The sequence below is a fragment of the Bacillus sp. M5A3_1b genome, from assembly GCF_053345335.1.
In genome coordinates this window covers 365,042-381,303 of the sequence record NZ_JBKEZY010000006.1, presented here as the reverse complement: position 1 = coordinate 381,303, position 16,262 = coordinate 365,042, and the positions used below count along the sequence as shown (strand labels likewise).

At 33.8% G+C, this 16,262-nt stretch carries 19 protein-coding genes and 1 pseudogene; 14 read left to right on the top strand and 6 right to left on the bottom strand.

Features of this window, described 5'->3' with window-relative positions:
* Positions 1-3 precede the first annotated feature (3 nt).
* Genes mvaB through ACLBWW_RS19310 form a run of 4 tightly spaced genes read left to right on the top strand, consistent with a single transcriptional unit; the run spans position 4 to position 5,241 of the window.
* Entirely contained in the window at positions 4-915 is a 912-nt protein-coding gene (gene mvaB, locus ACLBWW_RS19325; protein WP_048546963.1) for a hydroxymethylglutaryl-CoA lyase, read from the top strand.
* 4 nt (positions 916-919) lie between these two features.
* Positions 920-1,708, top strand: coding sequence for an enoyl-CoA hydratase (locus ACLBWW_RS19320; protein ID WP_048546966.1), 789 nt, complete (start codon positions 920-922; stop codon positions 1,706-1,708).
* A gap of 2 nt (positions 1,709-1,710) precedes the next feature.
* Positions 1,711-3,252, top strand: coding sequence for an acyl-CoA carboxylase subunit beta (locus tag ACLBWW_RS19315; protein WP_075306983.1), 1,542 nt, complete (start codon positions 1,711-1,713; stop codon positions 3,250-3,252).
* A gap of 48 nt (positions 3,253-3,300) precedes the next feature.
* A complete protein-coding gene (locus ACLBWW_RS19310) occupies positions 3,301-5,241 on the top strand; it encodes an AMP-binding protein (protein ID WP_048546970.1) in 1,941 nt (646 codons plus the stop codon).
* Between the two features lie 442 nt (positions 5,242-5,683).
* Here ACLBWW_RS19310 and ACLBWW_RS19305 read toward each other — a convergent pair whose 3' ends face one another.
* Positions 5,684-5,881, bottom strand: a complete 198-nt coding sequence (locus ACLBWW_RS19305; RefSeq protein ID WP_000358738.1) for a hypothetical protein — start codon at positions 5,879-5,881, stop codon at positions 5,684-5,686.
* Positions 5,882-6,197: 316 nt separating this feature from the next.
* Here ACLBWW_RS19305 and ACLBWW_RS19300 point away from each other — a divergent pair, with 316 nt between their 5' ends.
* A complete protein-coding gene (locus ACLBWW_RS19300; RefSeq protein WP_000237380.1) occupies positions 6,198-6,413 on the top strand; it encodes a hypothetical protein in 216 nt (71 codons plus the stop codon).
* Between the two features lie 45 nt (positions 6,414-6,458).
* Positions 6,459-6,716, top strand: a complete 258-nt coding sequence (locus ACLBWW_RS19295; RefSeq protein WP_447614170.1) for a hypothetical protein — start codon at positions 6,459-6,461, stop codon at positions 6,714-6,716.
* 17 nt (positions 6,717-6,733) lie between these two features.
* Here ACLBWW_RS19295 and ACLBWW_RS19290 read toward each other — a convergent pair.
* Together ACLBWW_RS19290 and ACLBWW_RS19285 are read right to left on the bottom strand one after the other, a co-directional pair.
* Positions 6,734-6,790: pseudogene (locus ACLBWW_RS19290) on the bottom strand (exosporium leader peptide-containing protein); the annotation flags it as partial.
* A gap of 197 nt (positions 6,791-6,987) precedes the next feature.
* Positions 6,988-7,356, bottom strand: coding sequence for an FtsB family cell division protein (locus ACLBWW_RS19285; protein WP_048546974.1), 369 nt, complete (start codon positions 7,354-7,356; stop codon positions 6,988-6,990).
* 798 nt (positions 7,357-8,154) lie between these two features.
* Here ACLBWW_RS19285 and exsK point away from each other — a divergent pair.
* The 5 genes from exsK to ACLBWW_RS19260 all read left to right on the top strand — a co-directional run bounded on the left by exsK (position 8,155) and on the right by ACLBWW_RS19260 (position 10,936).
* Positions 8,155-8,469, top strand: coding sequence for an exosporium protein ExsK (gene exsK / locus ACLBWW_RS19280; protein WP_000535565.1), 315 nt, complete (start codon positions 8,155-8,157; stop codon positions 8,467-8,469).
* A gap of 117 nt (positions 8,470-8,586) precedes the next feature.
* Entirely contained in the window at positions 8,587-9,126 is a 540-nt protein-coding gene (locus tag ACLBWW_RS19275; protein ID WP_180236373.1) for a GNAT family N-acetyltransferase, read from the top strand.
* 51 nt (positions 9,127-9,177) lie between these two features.
* Entirely contained in the window at positions 9,178-9,738 is a 561-nt protein-coding gene (locus ACLBWW_RS19270; protein WP_098068015.1) for a hypothetical protein, read from the top strand.
* Entirely contained in the window at positions 9,731-10,471 is a 741-nt protein-coding gene (locus ACLBWW_RS19265) for an alpha/beta fold hydrolase (RefSeq protein ID WP_098067836.1), read from the top strand. Before ACLBWW_RS19270 ends, ACLBWW_RS19265 begins: the two co-directional genes overlap by 8 nt.
* Positions 10,472-10,477: 6 nt before the next feature.
* Complete coding sequence (locus ACLBWW_RS19260) at positions 10,478-10,936, top strand: DinB family protein (protein ID WP_048546986.1); 459 nt, start codon at positions 10,478-10,480, stop codon at positions 10,934-10,936.
* Between the two features lie 58 nt (positions 10,937-10,994).
* On the opposite strand, the gene ACLBWW_RS19255 is transcribed toward ACLBWW_RS19260, so the two are convergent.
* From ACLBWW_RS19255 to ACLBWW_RS19245, 3 genes are all read right to left on the bottom strand, one after another.
* Positions 10,995-12,011 carry a D-alanyl-D-alanine carboxypeptidase family protein gene (locus ACLBWW_RS19255; protein ID WP_098977429.1) on the bottom strand — a complete coding sequence of 339 codons (1,017 nt, stop codon included), beginning with the start codon at positions 12,009-12,011 and terminating at the stop codon, positions 10,995-10,997.
* Positions 12,012-12,192: 181 nt separating this feature from the next.
* The gene (locus tag ACLBWW_RS19250; RefSeq protein ID WP_097890895.1) at positions 12,193-13,350 is read right to left on the bottom strand and encodes a sensor histidine kinase; all 1,158 of its coding nucleotides are present in this window, start codon (positions 13,348-13,350) and stop codon (positions 12,193-12,195) included.
* Positions 13,340-14,035, bottom strand: coding sequence for a response regulator transcription factor (locus ACLBWW_RS19245; RefSeq protein WP_046959467.1), 696 nt, complete (start codon positions 14,033-14,035; stop codon positions 13,340-13,342). Before ACLBWW_RS19245 ends, ACLBWW_RS19250 begins: the two co-directional genes overlap by 11 nt.
* A 192-nt stretch (positions 14,036-14,227) precedes the next feature.
* On the opposite strand from ACLBWW_RS19245, the gene yqeK reads away from it, so the two are divergent.
* Genes yqeK through ACLBWW_RS19230 form a run of 3 tightly spaced genes read left to right on the top strand, consistent with a single transcriptional unit; the run spans position 14,228 to position 16,261 of the window.
* Positions 14,228-14,836, top strand: coding sequence for a bis(5'-nucleosyl)-tetraphosphatase (symmetrical) YqeK (gene yqeK, locus ACLBWW_RS19240; RefSeq protein WP_098977430.1), 609 nt, complete (start codon positions 14,228-14,230; stop codon positions 14,834-14,836).
* 13 nt (positions 14,837-14,849) lie between these two features.
* The gene (locus tag ACLBWW_RS19235; RefSeq protein WP_098641864.1) at positions 14,850-15,524 is read left to right on the top strand and encodes a DUF3885 domain-containing protein; all 675 of its coding nucleotides are present in this window, start codon (positions 14,850-14,852) and stop codon (positions 15,522-15,524) included.
* A complete protein-coding gene (locus ACLBWW_RS19230) occupies positions 15,524-16,261 on the top strand; it encodes a phosphorylase family protein (RefSeq protein ID WP_116442988.1) in 738 nt (245 codons plus the stop codon). The genes ACLBWW_RS19235 and ACLBWW_RS19230 overlap by 1 nt, the downstream gene beginning before the upstream one ends.
* The last annotated feature ends 1 nt before the right edge of the window (position 16,262 follow it).

Here is a 16,262-nt window from a genome sequence, read left to right as displayed (position 1 = left end):
GAATTGAAACTACCTAATTTTGCTGTCATTAAAGAAGTCGGGCCACGTGATGGCTTACAAAATGAAAAAAAGATTGTTGGCACAAAAGATAAAGTAAAATGGATTCAACTACTTACAGAGGCGGGATTATCGTACGTTGAAGTTTCCTCATTCGTTCACCCTAAATGGGTCCCTGCATTAGCAGATGCAAATGATGTGTTTTCTGAGCTAAAAAGGGAACCAAATGTGACATATGCAGCGCTTGTTCCAAATCAAAATGGTTTGGAACGAGCTTTTTTGCAAAATGTAGATGAGGTGAATGTTTTTTTATCAGCAAGTGAATCTCATAATAAAAGTAATATTAATAAATCAATTAAAGAAGCATTAGTTGTAATTGAAGATATAACAAAACAGGCATTATTCGAAGGGAAAAAGGTAAGAGGCTATGTTTCTACTGTATTTGGATGTCCTTATGAAGGGGATATAAGTGCCACAGCAGTTGACGAATTATGTAATCAACTATTTTCATACGGCATTTATGAAGTATCTCTTGGTGACACGATTGGTGTAGCGAATCCACTACAAGTAGAGCGAGTATTAGAGCATTTATTAAAGAAATATGATGCTTCGCAGTTTGCAATGCACTTCCATAATACGTATGGAATGGCTCTGGCGAATGTAGTTAAGTCATTAGAATATGGTATTACAACATTTGATAGTTCTTGTGGTGGTCTTGGTGGATGTCCATATGCACCAGGAGCATCAGGCAATGTTGCAACCGATGACTTAGTTCATATGCTCCATAAGTTAGGGGTCCAAACGAATATTGATGAAGAGAAGTTATTGAAAGCGAGTCAATTCATTCAAAGTAAATTAAATATCCAATTACCGAGTCATGTGTATAGAGCGCTTCAACATAAAACGATAAGTAGGTGAGAAGATGCTACAACTACAAAACATTTCAGTTAATTATGTAACACCTCACGTTGTAAAGATTTCGTTATATCGTGAAAGACAAGCAAACTCATTATCTTTAGCGTTATTAGAAGAGTTACAAAACATATTAACTCAAATAAGTGAAGAGTCCAATACTCGTGTAGTTATTTTAACAGGTGCTGGTGAAAAAGCGTTTTGTGCTGGTGCTGATTTAAAAGAACGTGCTGGTATGAATGAGGAACAAGTTCGCCATGCTGTTAGTATGATTCGCACTACTATGGAGATGGTTGAACAATTACCACAGCCAGTTATTGCTGCCATAAACGGAATCGCCCTTGGTGGCGGTACGGAATTAAGTTTAGCTTGTGATTTTAGAATTGCGGCTGAATCTGCAAGTCTTGGTCTTACTGAAACTACACTTGCAATTATACCAGGAGCAGGTGGTACGCAGCGTTTACCAAGATTAATTGGTGTTGGTAGAGCGAAAGAATTAATTTATACAGGCAGACGTATTTCAGCGCAAGAAGCAAAAGAATATGGTTTAGTAGAATTTGTTGTACCAGCTCATTTACTTGAAGAGAAAGCGATTGAAATAGCAGAGAAAATTGCTAGTAATGGTCCTATTGCTGTTCGATTAGCAAAAGAAGCAATTTCAAACGGTATTCAAGTTGATTTACATACCGGATTACAAATGGAAAAACAAGCGTATGAAGGTGTAATCCATACGAAAGATAGATTAGAAGGATTACAAGCATTCAAGGAAAAACGCACACCAATGTATAAGGGGGAGTAAATATGTTAGACCAAAAACAACAATCGAATACATTTGAAGAACGAGTTGAAGCGATTAAACAAGGCGGCGCACCAAAGTATCATGAACAAAACAAAGCAAAAGGAAAACTATTCGTTCGAGATCGCTTAGCTCTTTTATTTGATAATGGTGAATATGTAGAAGATGCATTATTTGCAAATTGTGAACAAACAGGATTACCTGCTGATGGTGTTATAACGGCAACGGGTAAAATACATGGTCGTACTGCATGCGTAATGGCAAATGATTCAACGGTAAAGGCTGGATCATGGGGCGCACGTACAGTTGAAAAGATTTTACGTATTCAAGAAACGGCAGAAAAATTACGTGTTCCGTTATTTTATTTAGTTGACTCTGCTGGAGCGCGTATTACAGATCAAGTAGAAATGTTCCCAGGGCGCCGCGGTGCAGGAAGAATTTTCTACAATCAAGTGAAATTATCAGGTAAAGTTCCTCAAGTATGCTTATTATTTGGACCTTCGGCAGCTGGTGGCGCATATATTCCAGCCTTTTGTGACATTGTTATGATGGTAGAAGGAAATGCATCTATGTACTTAGGTTCTCCTCGTATGGCGGAGATGGTTATCGGCGAGAAGGTAACTTTAGAGGAGATGGGCGGAGCTCGTATGCATTGCTCTGTATCAGGATGCGGAGATGTTTTATGTAAAACAGAAGAAGATGCGATTACACAAGCAAGACAATACATTTCATATTTTCCAAACAACTACTTAGAGAAGACTCCATTGGTTACACCTCAAGAACCGAAACAATTCGAAAAAACGTTAGAACAAATCATTCCAGAAAATCAAAATGCTCCTTTCAATATGAAAGATCTCATTAATAGAGTTATTGATGAAGGTTCTTTCTATGAAGTGAAAAAATTATTTGCTCAAGAACTAATTACAGGCTTGGCACGTATTGATGGTAAGCCAGTTGGTATTATTGCAAATCAACCGCGTATGAAAGGCGGCGTATTATTCCACGATTCAGCGGATAAAGCAGCGAAGTTTATTAATTTATGTGATGCATATCATATTCCATTGTTATTCCTTGCAGATGTACCTGGATTTATGATTGGTACAAAAGTAGAGCGTGCTGGTATTATTCGTCATGGTGCAAAGATGATTTCTGCAATGAGTGAAGCAACTGTACCGAAAATTTCTATCGTTGTTCGTAAAGCATACGGTGCTGGTTTATATGCAATGGCAGGTCCAGCCTTTGAACCAGATTGCTGCCTAGCATTACCGACAGCTTCTATTGCAGTAATGGGTCCAGAAGCGGCAGTCAATGCTGTATATGCAAATAAGATTGCAGCTTTACCAGAAGAAGAGCGTGATAGCTTCATTGCTGAAAAACGCGAAGAGTATAAGAAAGATATTGATATTTACCATTTGGCATCAGAGATGGTCATTGATGGTATTGTTCATCCAAACAATTTAAGAGAAGAGTTAAAAGGACGATTCGAAATGTATATGAGTAAATATCAAGTATTTACAGATCGTAAACATCCTGTTTATCCAGTTTAAAGCCCTATTTAGGGCTTTCTTGCTCAAAAAGTCAAGGAGGGGAAAACATTGAAACAAGCAGTTTGGTTTCCAACAGAAGAATATAAAGAAAAAACGCGTTTATATGGTTGGATGAAATCATTGGGCTATGAAGATTATGAAACGTTTTATAATAAATCTATTGAAGAAACAGATTGGTTTTGGGGAGAAGCTGAGAAAGCGGTTGGCTATCAATGGATGAAGCCTTATACAGAAGTGCTAGATTTAGAAAATGGTACGCCGTTTGCACAGTGGTATAATGGCGGAACATGTAACGTTGTAGAATCAGTTTTATCACGCTGGCTTGCAGATGATGAAACAAGAACGCAACCAGCACTACAGTACGAGGGAGAAAATGGAACTTCAAAATCATTTACATATGAAGATCTTGACAACTGGGTAAGTCGCGTTGCAAACGGTTTGAAACATGCGGGTATTGAAAAAGGTGACCGTGTAACAATTTATATGCCGATGATTCCAGAAACAGTTGTTGCAATGCTAGCTGTTATGAAAATCGGAGCAATTATTTCACCAATATTCTCAGGATTTGCGTCTGATGCAGTCATGACTCGTGTACAAGCGGCAGAATCAAAAATGATCATTACTGCAGATGGTTTTTCACGCCGGGGTAAAGTTGTTTCATTAAAAGACGAAGTAGATAAAGCTTGCGAACATTGTCCAACTGTTGAAAAAGTTGTTATTGTTCGTCATGCAGGAAATGATTTTACACCACATAATTATGATTTCCCATGGAGTGCGCTAGAAAAAGAAAAACCATTTACACATGCTGAAGAGATGAATAGTGATGATCCGTTAATGCTCATTTATACATCAGGTACAACTGGGAAACCGAAAGGAACAGTACATACACATGCTGGTTTCCCTTTGAAATCTGCATTTGATGCAGGATTTGGAATGAACATCAAACAAGGTGACCGCGTATTATGGGTAACTGATATGGGCTGGATGATGGGACCGTTTTTATTATTCGGCTCTCTCATTAATGGAGCAACGATGGTTATGTACGAAGGTGTTCCAGATTTCCCAGAAGCAGATCGTTTATGGGAGACCGTTGATAAATATGAAATTACACATCTCGGTATATCACCAACATTAATTCGTTCGTTAATGGCAAAGGGTGATGAGTATGTAAATAAACATTCGCTCAAGAGTTTAGAAGTATTCGCATCAACAGGTGAACCTTGGAATCCAGATCCTTGGATGTGGCTATTTGAAACAGTTGGAAAAAATAATGTACCAATTTGTAACTATTCAGGCGGAACTGAAATTTCTGGTGGGATTTTCGGAAACGTCCTTATTAAACCAATTGCACCGATTAGTTTTAACGCATCTTTACCAGGAATGGCAGCGGTTGTGCTCGATGATCAAGGCAATCCAATTCGTGATGAAGTTGGAGAATTATGTTTAGAGAAACCTTGGGTTGGTATGACGAAAAGTTTCTGGGAAGACGATGAGCGTTATGTGAACACGTATTGGTCACGTTTTGAAAACAAATGGGTTCATGGTGACTGGGTGATTTATGATGGTGAGCAATATATTATTACAGGACGCTCAGATGATACGTTAAACATTGCTGGAAAACGTATTGGACCTGCAGAATATGAATCTATTCTTGTGAAGCATAATGATGTCATAGAAGCTGCCGCGATTGGAGTACCTGATGATGTAAAAGGTGAAGTTTGTCATTGTTTTGTAGTATTAAGGGACAATGTAACATTCACAGGAGAGTTAAAGAAAGAATTAATGAGTTTAGTAAACTCTCATATCGGAAAAGCATTGTGTCCAAAAGATATTCACGTTGTAGAAGATTTACCAAAAACACGTAATTCTAAAGTAATGCGACGCGTCATTAAAGCTGCTTACTTAGGAAAAGAATTAGGGGATTTATCATCACTTGTAAATCCTGAAGTAGTTCCGTTTATTCAGGGGTTACAGTCTAGCAAACTATAAAATTACGAATGAGCTCTATGTAAATAGAGCTCATTTTTAATGTTTACAAAAAGATAAGAGAGAAAAAGTAAATTTGAAGTTAAAAAATCTACTATTAGTGTTAAGTATATGTGTTTGTTTTTAGTTTTTATCAAAATAGGATACTATGGCTGTCTATTCAATGGAGTGATTGAATTTTGTTAAGAATGAAAATTTAGTGAAGAAAAAAGTAAGAAATAAAAGGAGAAATCCCTGGGGGACAGGGATTCAATAAGGGAGATATCATTGTCGTTCAATGTCGAAATTTGGCGTATTCGACAAATTAATATTATCACGAATTTTCAGGAGATTGTGATAGTGGATGTGTCAAAAATGTGTACGGGTTTCATATAAAAGTGTTAATTAAATAGGAAAAGGGAAAAGAATTAAGTTCACTCGTTCTTAAGGTTTTTCCCTTTTAAATTTACTGCTTGTTCGTTGTTCTATATACATCTGAAATTGGTAAATCGTCGCCATGTAAAGCTTGAGTACTGTCCTTTTTGTTTGAATCATGTGCCTCCTGAGATGTTTCTTGCATTTGCTCTTGGGCTTTACTAGGGGTATTCAGCGCATCCGATGACACATAATCAAGCTGTTGACTTAATAGATTTTTTTTATCCATGTTATGTAGCTCCTTTTTGAACTTAGATATAAAAACGAAGTGTTTTTAAATAGTTACGTGGGTATTATGTATCTTTGAATGGAATTATATACATAAACTATATTGAGAATTTAACTAATTATAAAAATCACTTGTGATGACAAGCTGAAGAAATATAAAGATCATTAGTTCTTAATAAAAGTTTTATTTTAGTAGGGTGTTTCGAAATTTCATTTGAAAGGAACATCCCAATGATAAGATGAGCACTGTAAATCAGTGCTCATCTTATCAGAAATTGCTTAGTACTTAAAGATAAAACCATTACGGACAATTCACAATGGTAATAGTGACGCTAGCCATTGTTCCAGGAGAATCAAGAAGTGAAGCAGTAACGGTTACTGTTCCAGGCCCATTAGCGGCTAGAAATACAGCGGTAAAGTTACCTGAAGCATTTGTAATGACAGCAAGAGGAACCATGAAAGCAAGAGAAGGATTACTAAATGAAAAACTGACCACTACTCCTGGAGTAGGACTACCGTTTACTAATACTTGACCCGAAAAAAATAAAGTATTATTTCCTTGAGTGGATACACATGTCGTGGTTTCGTTAGAAGTCAAAGTAATAGATGCAGGCCCAGCAGGAAGATTAAATCCAGTTGGTCCAGTTGGTCCAGTTGGTCCAGTTGGTCCAGTTGGTCCAGTTGGTCCAGTTGGTCCAGTTGGTCCAGTTGGTCCAGTTGATCCAGTTGGTCCAGTTGGCCCAGTTGGTCCAGTTGGTCCAGTTGGTCCAGTTGATCCAGTTGGTCCGGTTGAACCCGTAGCTCCTGTAGAACCGGTGGGACCAGTAGGGAATTGAAAGGGTTGAACAGGTGGAAGTGTAGGTCCAATAGAACCCGGATTAAGTGCAGCAAAAGATAAAAACTTGTCCATTATTTATCACCTCTAAAATCGTATTACTAATAGTAAATGTAATGATAGAGCAAAGTGAAATGGACAAGCGGTTGTATTTTAATAAATTAAACAAAATAGTTATTTGATAGAAAAAGAAATTAGTATGTTTATTTTAGAAATTAAATATAAAAAGGCGATTATCGTCAAATCGCCTTTTTGGGTAATGCAGTGTAATTTTATTCAGTTATTTGAAATATAGTTTCATTCGGTTTGGAAAATCCATACAGTTTCCTTGCGAATTTTAAAACTTCTTCTTCACTACCTGTTAAAACTTTAACATCATTTTTAAGGGTATGACCATCCTTCTTTAAAGAAGATAATTTTTGTTGCCCCGTATTAACCGTGATTTGTTTTTCTTTAATCATTTCTTGCTGGTTATTAAGAGAATATTGAAGGACAAAAATTATAGGTAATATAAAAGCTAAAGTAGTTATAATACGGCGTCTTGTTATTTTATTATTACCTTGTTTGGTGTTAGCGTTCACTTGCTGTGAGGGTATATTAGGATTTGATTGTTGTGATGATATTTTTGGGATGTTTCCCATTAAAATGCCTCCATTACTGATTGTAGAATTTAAACTGTTTAAAAGTATTATAAATGTTCAATGGGAATTTTAGAAGATAGTTTAATATAAGTGAGTTTTGTAAGGTTTAAACAAAATCCTTATTTAAATAAAAGGACCCCCGATTGTCTGCGGGGCTCCTAAGGGTAATCGTCAAGTAATGACGTACTCGACTAGTTAACGATATCATGAATTTTTTGGTAAATATACTGGTAAATGCGTCCAAATTAATGAGAGCATTATTTGAAACAAAAACGCTATTTTAATAGGGAGGGGAATAATGATGATTCCATGGGACAAGCGAGTATACATTGTATCAAGGTGATTATTTTATTACAGAGGGGACAATTTTTCAAGAGATAGTTGAGAGAACTACTGGTTATGATATTAATCAACAAACACTTGTTGAAGGAAACGTTAAGATTTTAAATAATATCTTATCTTGGAGTACGCTTTTCTGAATGTATATTTCACAACAGCAAAGGTACTATATTAATGCAAACAAAGCCTATGTATATGGTATTTGTAAAGTAATAGGAAAAGCTGGGGATTCTTAAAGGAGCTGACTTATAAGAGGTTGTCTAAACTTTAAATTCAGCAGAATTAAATCCAATTCCCCTCATTAAACAAGCTTCAAATTGTTAGAGGCCTGTTTTTATAGTTAATAAAGAAAAGAATGTCTAATACAATTGTTTGTTTTTTCCTTTCTATGTGTTTGTCTCTTACACTTTTAAGCTTGTGGACATACTTTACTAATAGAAAGGATTAGGGGGTGAGGTTTTGGGTTCTCGATTTAATAATTGTAAAAAGAAGTGTACATGTAAACAGGATGATTGTTGGGATGCTTTCGAAGAATGTAAAAAAGAACAAGAAGAACAAAATAAAAAATGCGATTGTTGCTGTGTACAAGGAATTAGAGATGAGCTTAAAAAATTAGTAAACAGAGCCGTGCGAATTACTACAGTAGGAAATAATTATGCAGGAACTGTTTCTTCAGTAACTTGCGATGTTGTAAAGCTTGCTAATAGTGCTGGGGTAGTTACGGTAATTATTTCTGTTTGTAAAATTGAAGCGATTGAACTTTTGTTGACATAGGAAAATAGCATAATTATGCCTTTTTTTGTAAAGCCATTCTTATGAATGGCTTTATTTTAATTTCGTATAAAAGGAGAATATATTCTTTATATAGAAATAGGTTTGAGGCTATAAAGAGTGATGTACGAAAGGAGAATGAGAGTGATTAAATTAGTACCCTTTAAAAGATCTGATTTCAAACAATTAATAAATTGGATTAATTCCGAAGAGTTTTTAATACAATGGTCGGGAAATGCATTTACATATCCTTTAAATGAACAGCAATTAGAGAAATATACAGAATGTGCAAACACATTGGCATTCAAAATAATGGATGAAGAGACTAAAGCAGTTATTGGTCATATTTCTCTTGGACAAATTGACAATATAAATAAATCTGCAAGAATTGGAAAAGTGTTAGTTGGTGATACGAAAATGCGAGGGCGTTCTATAGGGAAACATATGATGAAAGCAGTATTACAAATTGCATTTAAAGAATTAAAACTACATAGAGTAACTCTTGGTGTTTATGATTTTAATACGTCGGCCATCTCATGTTATGAAAAAATAGGATTTGTAAAAGAAGGTTTATTAAGAGAATCCAAAAAAGTAGGAGAAACATATTGGAATTTATGGGAAATGAGTATGTTAGAATATGAATGGAGTGATAAAAAATAATAGTTTTTTATAATTATGTTATGTCAATTAAAAGGGGTATGGTGGGAAGTTATGAATAAAAATACTAAAGTAATTTCAGTTGCAGCTGTTTCAGGAGGAGGTAAAACTACTGTTACAGAAAGTTTAACTCACAAGTTAATGAATTCAAAAGCACTATATTTTGATAGCTATGACTTTGATAATTGTCCTGCTGATATTTGTAAATGGATTGATGATGGAGCAAATTATGATGAATGGGTACTTACGCCATTAATTCATGATATTCAGCATCTTATACGAGAGGCTAATGTAGATTATATTATTTTAGATTATCCTTTTGCATACCTAAATAGTGAAATGCGAGAATTTATTGATGTAACTATATTTATCGATACACCTTTAGATATTGCGATGGCTAGAAGAATTTTGCGAGATTTTAAAGAAGATACAATAGATGAAATACATAATGATTTGAAACATTACATGACATTTGCGAGAAAAGCATATTTAGAGGCAATTCATACTGTTAAGCCGAATTCGGATATTATATTGGATGGCTCTTTATCTGTAGGTGAAATAATTAATCATGCTGTAGAGGAACTTGGCCTGAGAGAATTGATTGTCAATGGTTAAATGTATAGAAGAATATTTACAAGTTGACGATTTTAAAATGTATACGAAAAAGTTCCAAGGAAAGAAGCTGCAGCCAGTTATTATAATGGAGGCAGGTTATGGTGATTATTCAAAGACATGGGATCATATCGCTGAAGAGTTGACGGAATATGGGACGGTACTTACATATGATCGAGCGGGCTTAGGAAAAAGTGGGAAGAGTTCCAAGCGACGTATTAGTTCTGAAATGGTAAAAGATTTAAGAAGTTGCTTAGCGCAACTACAATTGAAACCACCTTATATTTTTGTAGGACATTCTTTTGGCGGTATAAATGCACGTTTATTTGCGACTTCTTATCCCAAAGATTTGCTGGGAATCGTTTTGGTTGATTCGACACCGGAAAATTATAAAGAAGATTTTCTGCCAATCATGTCTCCAGAATTTCAAGAAGCTTACTATAAACAGTTTGTATATGAAAGTTCTTATGAAGAGTTTACATTTAGTTTAAGTGAAGTAGATAGACATTGTAAATCAATGAATGATATTCCACTTGTCGTGTTAGCTGCGGGTAAAAAAGCTTTTTATTCGCCAGATGCACAAATGAAATGGTTACAATTGCAAGAAGAATTATTACGATTATCATACAATCATAAATTTGTAATTGCAGAAAAAAGCGGTCACTATATTCAAAAAGATGAACCATATTATGTAATAGATGCGGTTAAGTGGATTGTTGAGGTAGGGGAGAGATAAATATATATGTACACGTTATTTCAATACAATTGGCAAGTAAGGGATGATTGGTTTAAGTGGTGTGAACAACTTTCAGAGGAAGAATTACTCCGCAAGCGTGTAGGTGGTGTTGGGAGTGTTTTAGAAACATTATTCCATATTGTCGATGTTGAGTACAGCTGGATTAGTGCGCTTCAAGGAAAAGAAGATAATGAACCGCAGTTTAAAGATTATCAATCCATCCAAAAAGTGAAAGCGTTATCTAATTTATATATACGAGAATTAGAAGATTTTTTACAGTTGTGGTCATCTAGCCTAGAATGTAAGATATTAAAAGCTTCGTGGACAGATAAAACATATACATACGGTGAAGTTTTAAGACATGTAATTGTGCATGAAATTCACCATATTGGTCAGCTATCTATATGGGCGAGAGAATTAAATCTTCAGCCTGTTTCAGCGAATTTAATTGGAAGAGGATTATAAATTTAGAAACCGGCTTGCACTGTAAATGCAAGCCGGTTTTTATATAAAAGAAGATTTCCTAGTTGAAATCCTCGGATTTTTTCTGACGTATATGTAAAAACATTAAAATTGTAATGATGAAGAAAATCAACAATGTTTGTATGATCAAATTTTTAAATTGAAGCAAAACTGTCCACGATGTAACAGCATCTTTAAAAGCTTGGAGTGCAGAGTACGAGGAAGGATCAAAACCGTACTGTAGTAACTTTTTTGTTTCAATAAAAGTACTATTTTCTTCATTGGAGTCTAATATTACGGAAATAAGTCTAGTATCTCCTCGTTTTGCTGTACTGACAAAACTATAATTACCATTAGTTGAAAAACTAGTTTGTAAGCCGTCAACACCTTGGAGTTTAATGTTTTTATTAAGAGAATAAATCATTTTATTTGTGTTGAAAACTTTTGAGTCTTTGAAGGTAAATTGGTAAGAGGTTAGTTTCGTAACATTCAATACATCTGGAAAGTCTTTTACTAATTGTGTCGCTAGTTTAGCTACGTCTATAGCTGTTGTAGTTGATTGTTTATTTGTATCGTTATTCATTCCAGTAGCATTTAGAAACGGGGATGGTTGTGATAACTTTAGTTGTTTTGATTTCTCATTCATTAAAAGTGTAAAGTTATCTTCGTTTCCAGCAATGTGTTCTGCAAGGGCAAGTGCGGAACGATTATTCCCTGTCAAAAACAATGCATGAAGTAAATCACGAACTGTCGTTTTATCTTTCGAAGTTACTTGTATAGGACTCGTTTCTGCTCTGAAGACTTCGTTACTTATTTTTACTAATTCATCTAACTGTATGTTTCCTTCATTCAGTTGTTCCATTACGATATACTCTGTCATTAATTTAGATAAAGTAGCAGACTGTATAGGAATTTCTTCATTTTTTTTATAAACAACTTCACCTGAATTAGCATCTATTAAAATAGCTGATTTAGCTTGAATAATTGGACCATTTACATAAAGATAAAAATATAAAACGATAAGTGCTGTAATAACAAAAGATAAGAATAAAATTGTGAACTTTTTCAAGAATTGCATAAGCGATCCTCCTACTATGACATCAATAATACTATTGTAAAAAGGAATGCTTAATTAGGAAGAAAGAAAAGGTAAAGAATTTCTAAAGAATTATAAAGGATTATTAAATTTTGGATTTTAATGGAAAATAAAAGGTCCAATTTCTTATATGGTAAGAAATTGGACCTAAAATTAAGTTGTATTAACATTTATATGGTTGTAGTTTTACAGTGAAAGTTGTTTTTTTATCATCACTATATACTTCAATTGTTCCTTTATGCAATTCCACAATACTTTTTGCAATTGCCAATCCGAGTCCAGATCCACCAGTGTTCGTAGAGCGAGATTTTTCAACGCGATAAAAACGTTCAAAAATATGAGGTAAATCCGTACTAGGAATAGGTTGGCCGTAATTTGTTATATCTATAGTAATCATATTATTGCTTTCATAGGCAGCAAGGTCGATATATCCACCGTCGTTTCCATAAGCGATAGCATTTATAATAAGATTTTCAAACACTCGTACTAATTTGTCTCCATCAGCTAATACCATGAGTTTTTGAGATGGGAAAGAAGGTCGACATTCTATATTAGCTTCTTGAACTTGTATGCGGAATTGAACAGTTAATTGCCCAAGTAGCTCTACAATATCAATGGGAACAGAATATAAACTTAACTCTTTATTTTGAACACGTGTATATTCAAACAAATCATTCATTAATGCGTTAAGACGGGTTACTTTATCGTAAATGACTTGTATATAATGGCGTAATTCGACTTCATCTCTATAATTATCATGGTGGATTAAATTTACGTATCCAACTATAGAGGTAAGAGGAGTACGTAAATCATGCGATACATTTGTAATAAGTTCACTTTTTGCTTGTTCTGCCTGTCTCTCTTCATCTATTGAGACTTTCAACTGTTCAACAATGTGATTAACCCCGCTTGCTAACTCTTCCAGATAATTATGATTTACGATAGAAACTTTATGATTGAAGTTTCCATTTGCAATATAACGAATCTCTTCTATCATTTTTTTAATACAAGTTTCATAATAAATCTTTTTTTCATGACGATAAAAAATGTATAGGTAAGATGAGAAAATAGAAAATAAAAACAAATAAGATACAATCATCATCCATAGAGATTCCTTTATTCCTTTATATTTTTCATATCCAAAAATTCTAATGAATTCTTTTCCGAGCTCGCTTAACGTAAGTGAACTTTCAATTACACTTGTAACGAGACGATATATAATTAATTCAGTAATAGGGGTAAGTGTGATAGCTAACATGAACCAAAAAATTAACTTCCATTTTGGGATATCTTTTAATATATCAAATGCTTCATTTCTCAATTTTATAGCCTACTCCCCAAACAGTATGAATAAACTTCTCTCCATTCATTCCTGTTTCAAGTTTATCTCGTAAATTACTAATGTGAACCATTACAGTTTTATTTGAACCATAACCATCTTCGTTCCATACGCGTTCAAAAATTTCTTCGGAACTAAATACTCTTCCGGTATTACTCGCAAGTAAATATAAAATATCAAATTCAATAGATGTAAGTTTAATATATTCTCCATTTACTTTAACAGTATGATTATGTTTGTGTATTTCAGCAGAACGAATACGAATAATACCATCTTCATTTTTGGAGGAAGTGGCATTTTGGAAAGATGATCTTCGTAACAAAGCTTTCACTCTAGCTACTAATTCTAATGGATTGAAGGGCTTAATCATATAATCATCTGCACCTGTCATAAGACCTAATATTTTATCCATATCTTCTGCCTTTGCACTCAACATAAGAATAGGTACAGTATTATTCTCACGAACCTCTTGGCAAACTTCTAATCCGTTTCGTTTTGGCATCATAATATCCAAAATCATAAGGTCAACTTCATATGTAGAAATCATTTGCAATGCTTCATCACCATCGTATGCTTTATAAATGTTATAGCCTTCATTTCGCAAATAAACAGCAAGTAACTCAACAATTTCTTTATCATCATCAATAATTAATATGTTTTTATTCATTATGTAGTTCCTTTCCTAACAAATCATTAACATTACTATAATATCAAAAATTTATGTATTTTGTAGCAATGAATCGCCATAAAATTTCATGTAACGTATAAAAAGGGGATTAAAACATTCATAACGAATACAAAGAAGAAGGATATTTTAATAATGCATTATACTGAAAGTGAGGAATAAGGGGGATTTGCAATGTTAAATAAAGATATCTATTCATTTACTCCAACTGGAAAAATTGAAAATGATATAAAAGCTTTTCTATTAAAATACAGCAAAGAAGTTACATATAAACATTCAATCCGGGTGGCAAATGAGTCTCGTAAAATTTCGGTTACTTATAATGTAAATGAAGAAAAGGCAGCAATTGCAGGATATTTACATGATATTAGTGCAATCTTTCCGAATAAAGATCGGATTGTAGTTGCTGAGCAATTTGGAATAGAGATATTACAAGAAGAACGAAAATTCCCAATGATTATTCATCAAAAGTTATCGAAAGTAATTGCAAAAGAGATATTTAAAGTGGAAGATGAAGAGATTTTAAATGCAATTTGTTGTCATACTACACTACGTAAACATGCAACGAAAATGGATTTAGTGTTATTTGTTGCTGATAAAATAGAATGGGATCAAAATGGAGCACCACCATATTTAGTAGAAGTAAAAAAAGAATTAGAAAAATCTTTAGAACATGCTGCTTTTGCATATATTTCATATTTGTGGGATAGAAAAGACACGTTGAAAGTTATACATCCATGGCTAGAAGATACATATTGGCAGTTAAAAGAAATTGTAGAGTAGAAAGGAATTAAGAATGCAATTAAAAGAATATATGAATGAAACATTCCCTGGAGTTACATTAGTACCACATATATACTTTCAATGGGAAAATCATTTGCATTTTCATTTTGGGAAAGGGAAAGACCTATTTGTAGAAAGAAACGACGATGTAAATAGGGAATACTTCACTCAGCTTTATACATATAATAAATACTTATTTGAAGATATATTTTCAAAAGAAGATGCAGTCTTTTTAGTAACAAATGTTTATCGATTTAAAAAGGAAAATGTGAAAAATTCGCAGAAAATAAATGTATATAATAAATTTATTAAAAAGAGGGATTTAAAGTTCCAAATAAAACAAAAAACAGTACCTTTTCTATTTGAAGATGAAGAAGCTGATTTATATTGTACATATCAATTTTCACTAAAATGTTTTGCTTGCGATATAAAGTATATACCGCTTATTCAAGCTGCGAATCATGAAGATTTTCCGGGTCTTTATCCTCGTTTTGGACGCAAAAAAGAAATTTCTTATCCAGATGTATTTCTTATAAATGTAACGAAAGATATTATCATGTTTATATACGATGATAGAGGATGTGAAGTAATTTCGAAGAATAAAGAAACAATACGAAATTTATATGAGAAATATAAAGAGTGGATTCCAGATTATGAACGAGAAAGTATAGATAAAGTATTTACATGATAACAATAGGGGAAGTGAAGCATGTAATGAAACGTATTGCAATCGTATCCGCATGGGAACCAGAACTTACGTATTTGCATCAATATTATCCAAGTGAACGTATTGAAAAACGAGCAGCTTGGGAATTTCATTTTCATTATATTAATAATATGGAAGTTATCTCCGTAATAACTGGAGTTGGGAAAGTAAGTTGTGCTAGTTGTGTGCAATTATTAATTAGTGAGTTTCAGCCAGATGAGTTGTTTATGACAGGAATATGCGGAAGTCTATCAAATAAGGTGAAAAATGGACATATTGTAGTAGCCCTTAATGCAATACAACACGACGTTACTGCTGCTGGTTCAGGGGAAGATATTTTTAATTTATATAATGGTAGGACAGCACCTATTGAAACAACAAAGTCACTTGTAAGAAGAATAAAAAAGATACGATCTTATGAACCGATTCATTATGGTACATTTTTATCTGGAGATCAACGTATCCGTAGTTCAGAAATGAGATATTTACTCCATACTGTATATGGAGCATTAGCGGTTGATCAAGAAGTGGCAGCTTTTGCTTATGTGTGTCAAATCAATAATAAACCTTTTCTTAGTTTAAAAGCTGCATCAGATCAAGCAAATGATAAAACGAAAGAGGAACAAAAAATCTTTAAAATGTTAGCGTGTGAACGAGCGTGCGAGCATTTAATTGCTTTTTTACGTGTACATGAGATTAATGTAGTAAATAATAGATAGT

Coding starts and splice junctions, on each gene's coding strand:
- ACLBWW_RS19320 (WP_048546966.1), top strand. CDS start 920: ATGCTACAACTACAAAACATTTCAGTTAATTATGTAACACCTCACGTT.
- ACLBWW_RS19235 (WP_098641864.1), top strand. CDS start 14,850: ATGCAATTAAAAGAATATATGAATGAAACATTCCCTGGAGTTACATTA.
- ACLBWW_RS19270 (WP_098068015.1), top strand. CDS start 9,178: ATGAATAAAAATACTAAAGTAATTTCAGTTGCAGCTGTTTCAGGAGGA.
- ACLBWW_RS19305 (WP_000358738.1), bottom strand. CDS start 5,881: ATGGATAAAAAAAATCTATTAAGTCAACAGCTTGATTATGTGTCATCG.
- ACLBWW_RS19260 (WP_048546986.1), top strand. CDS start 10,478: ATGTACACGTTATTTCAATACAATTGGCAAGTAAGGGATGATTGGTTT.
- ACLBWW_RS19265 (WP_098067836.1), top strand. CDS start 9,731: ATGGTTAAATGTATAGAAGAATATTTACAAGTTGACGATTTTAAAATG.
- ACLBWW_RS19300 (WP_000237380.1), top strand. CDS start 6,198: ATGGTAATAGTGACGCTAGCCATTGTTCCAGGAGAATCAAGAAGTGAA.
- ACLBWW_RS19245 (WP_046959467.1), bottom strand. CDS start 14,035: ATGAATAAAAACATATTAATTATTGATGATGATAAAGAAATTGTTGAG.
- ACLBWW_RS19285 (WP_048546974.1), bottom strand. CDS start 7,356: ATGGGAAACATCCCAAAAATATCATCACAACAATCAAATCCTAATATA.
- ACLBWW_RS19315 (WP_075306983.1), top strand. CDS start 1,711: ATGTTAGACCAAAAACAACAATCGAATACATTTGAAGAACGAGTTGAA.
- yqeK (WP_098977430.1), top strand. CDS start 14,228: ATGTTAAATAAAGATATCTATTCATTTACTCCAACTGGAAAAATTGAA.
- ACLBWW_RS19255 (WP_098977429.1), bottom strand. CDS start 12,011: ATGCAATTCTTGAAAAAGTTCACAATTTTATTCTTATCTTTTGTTATT.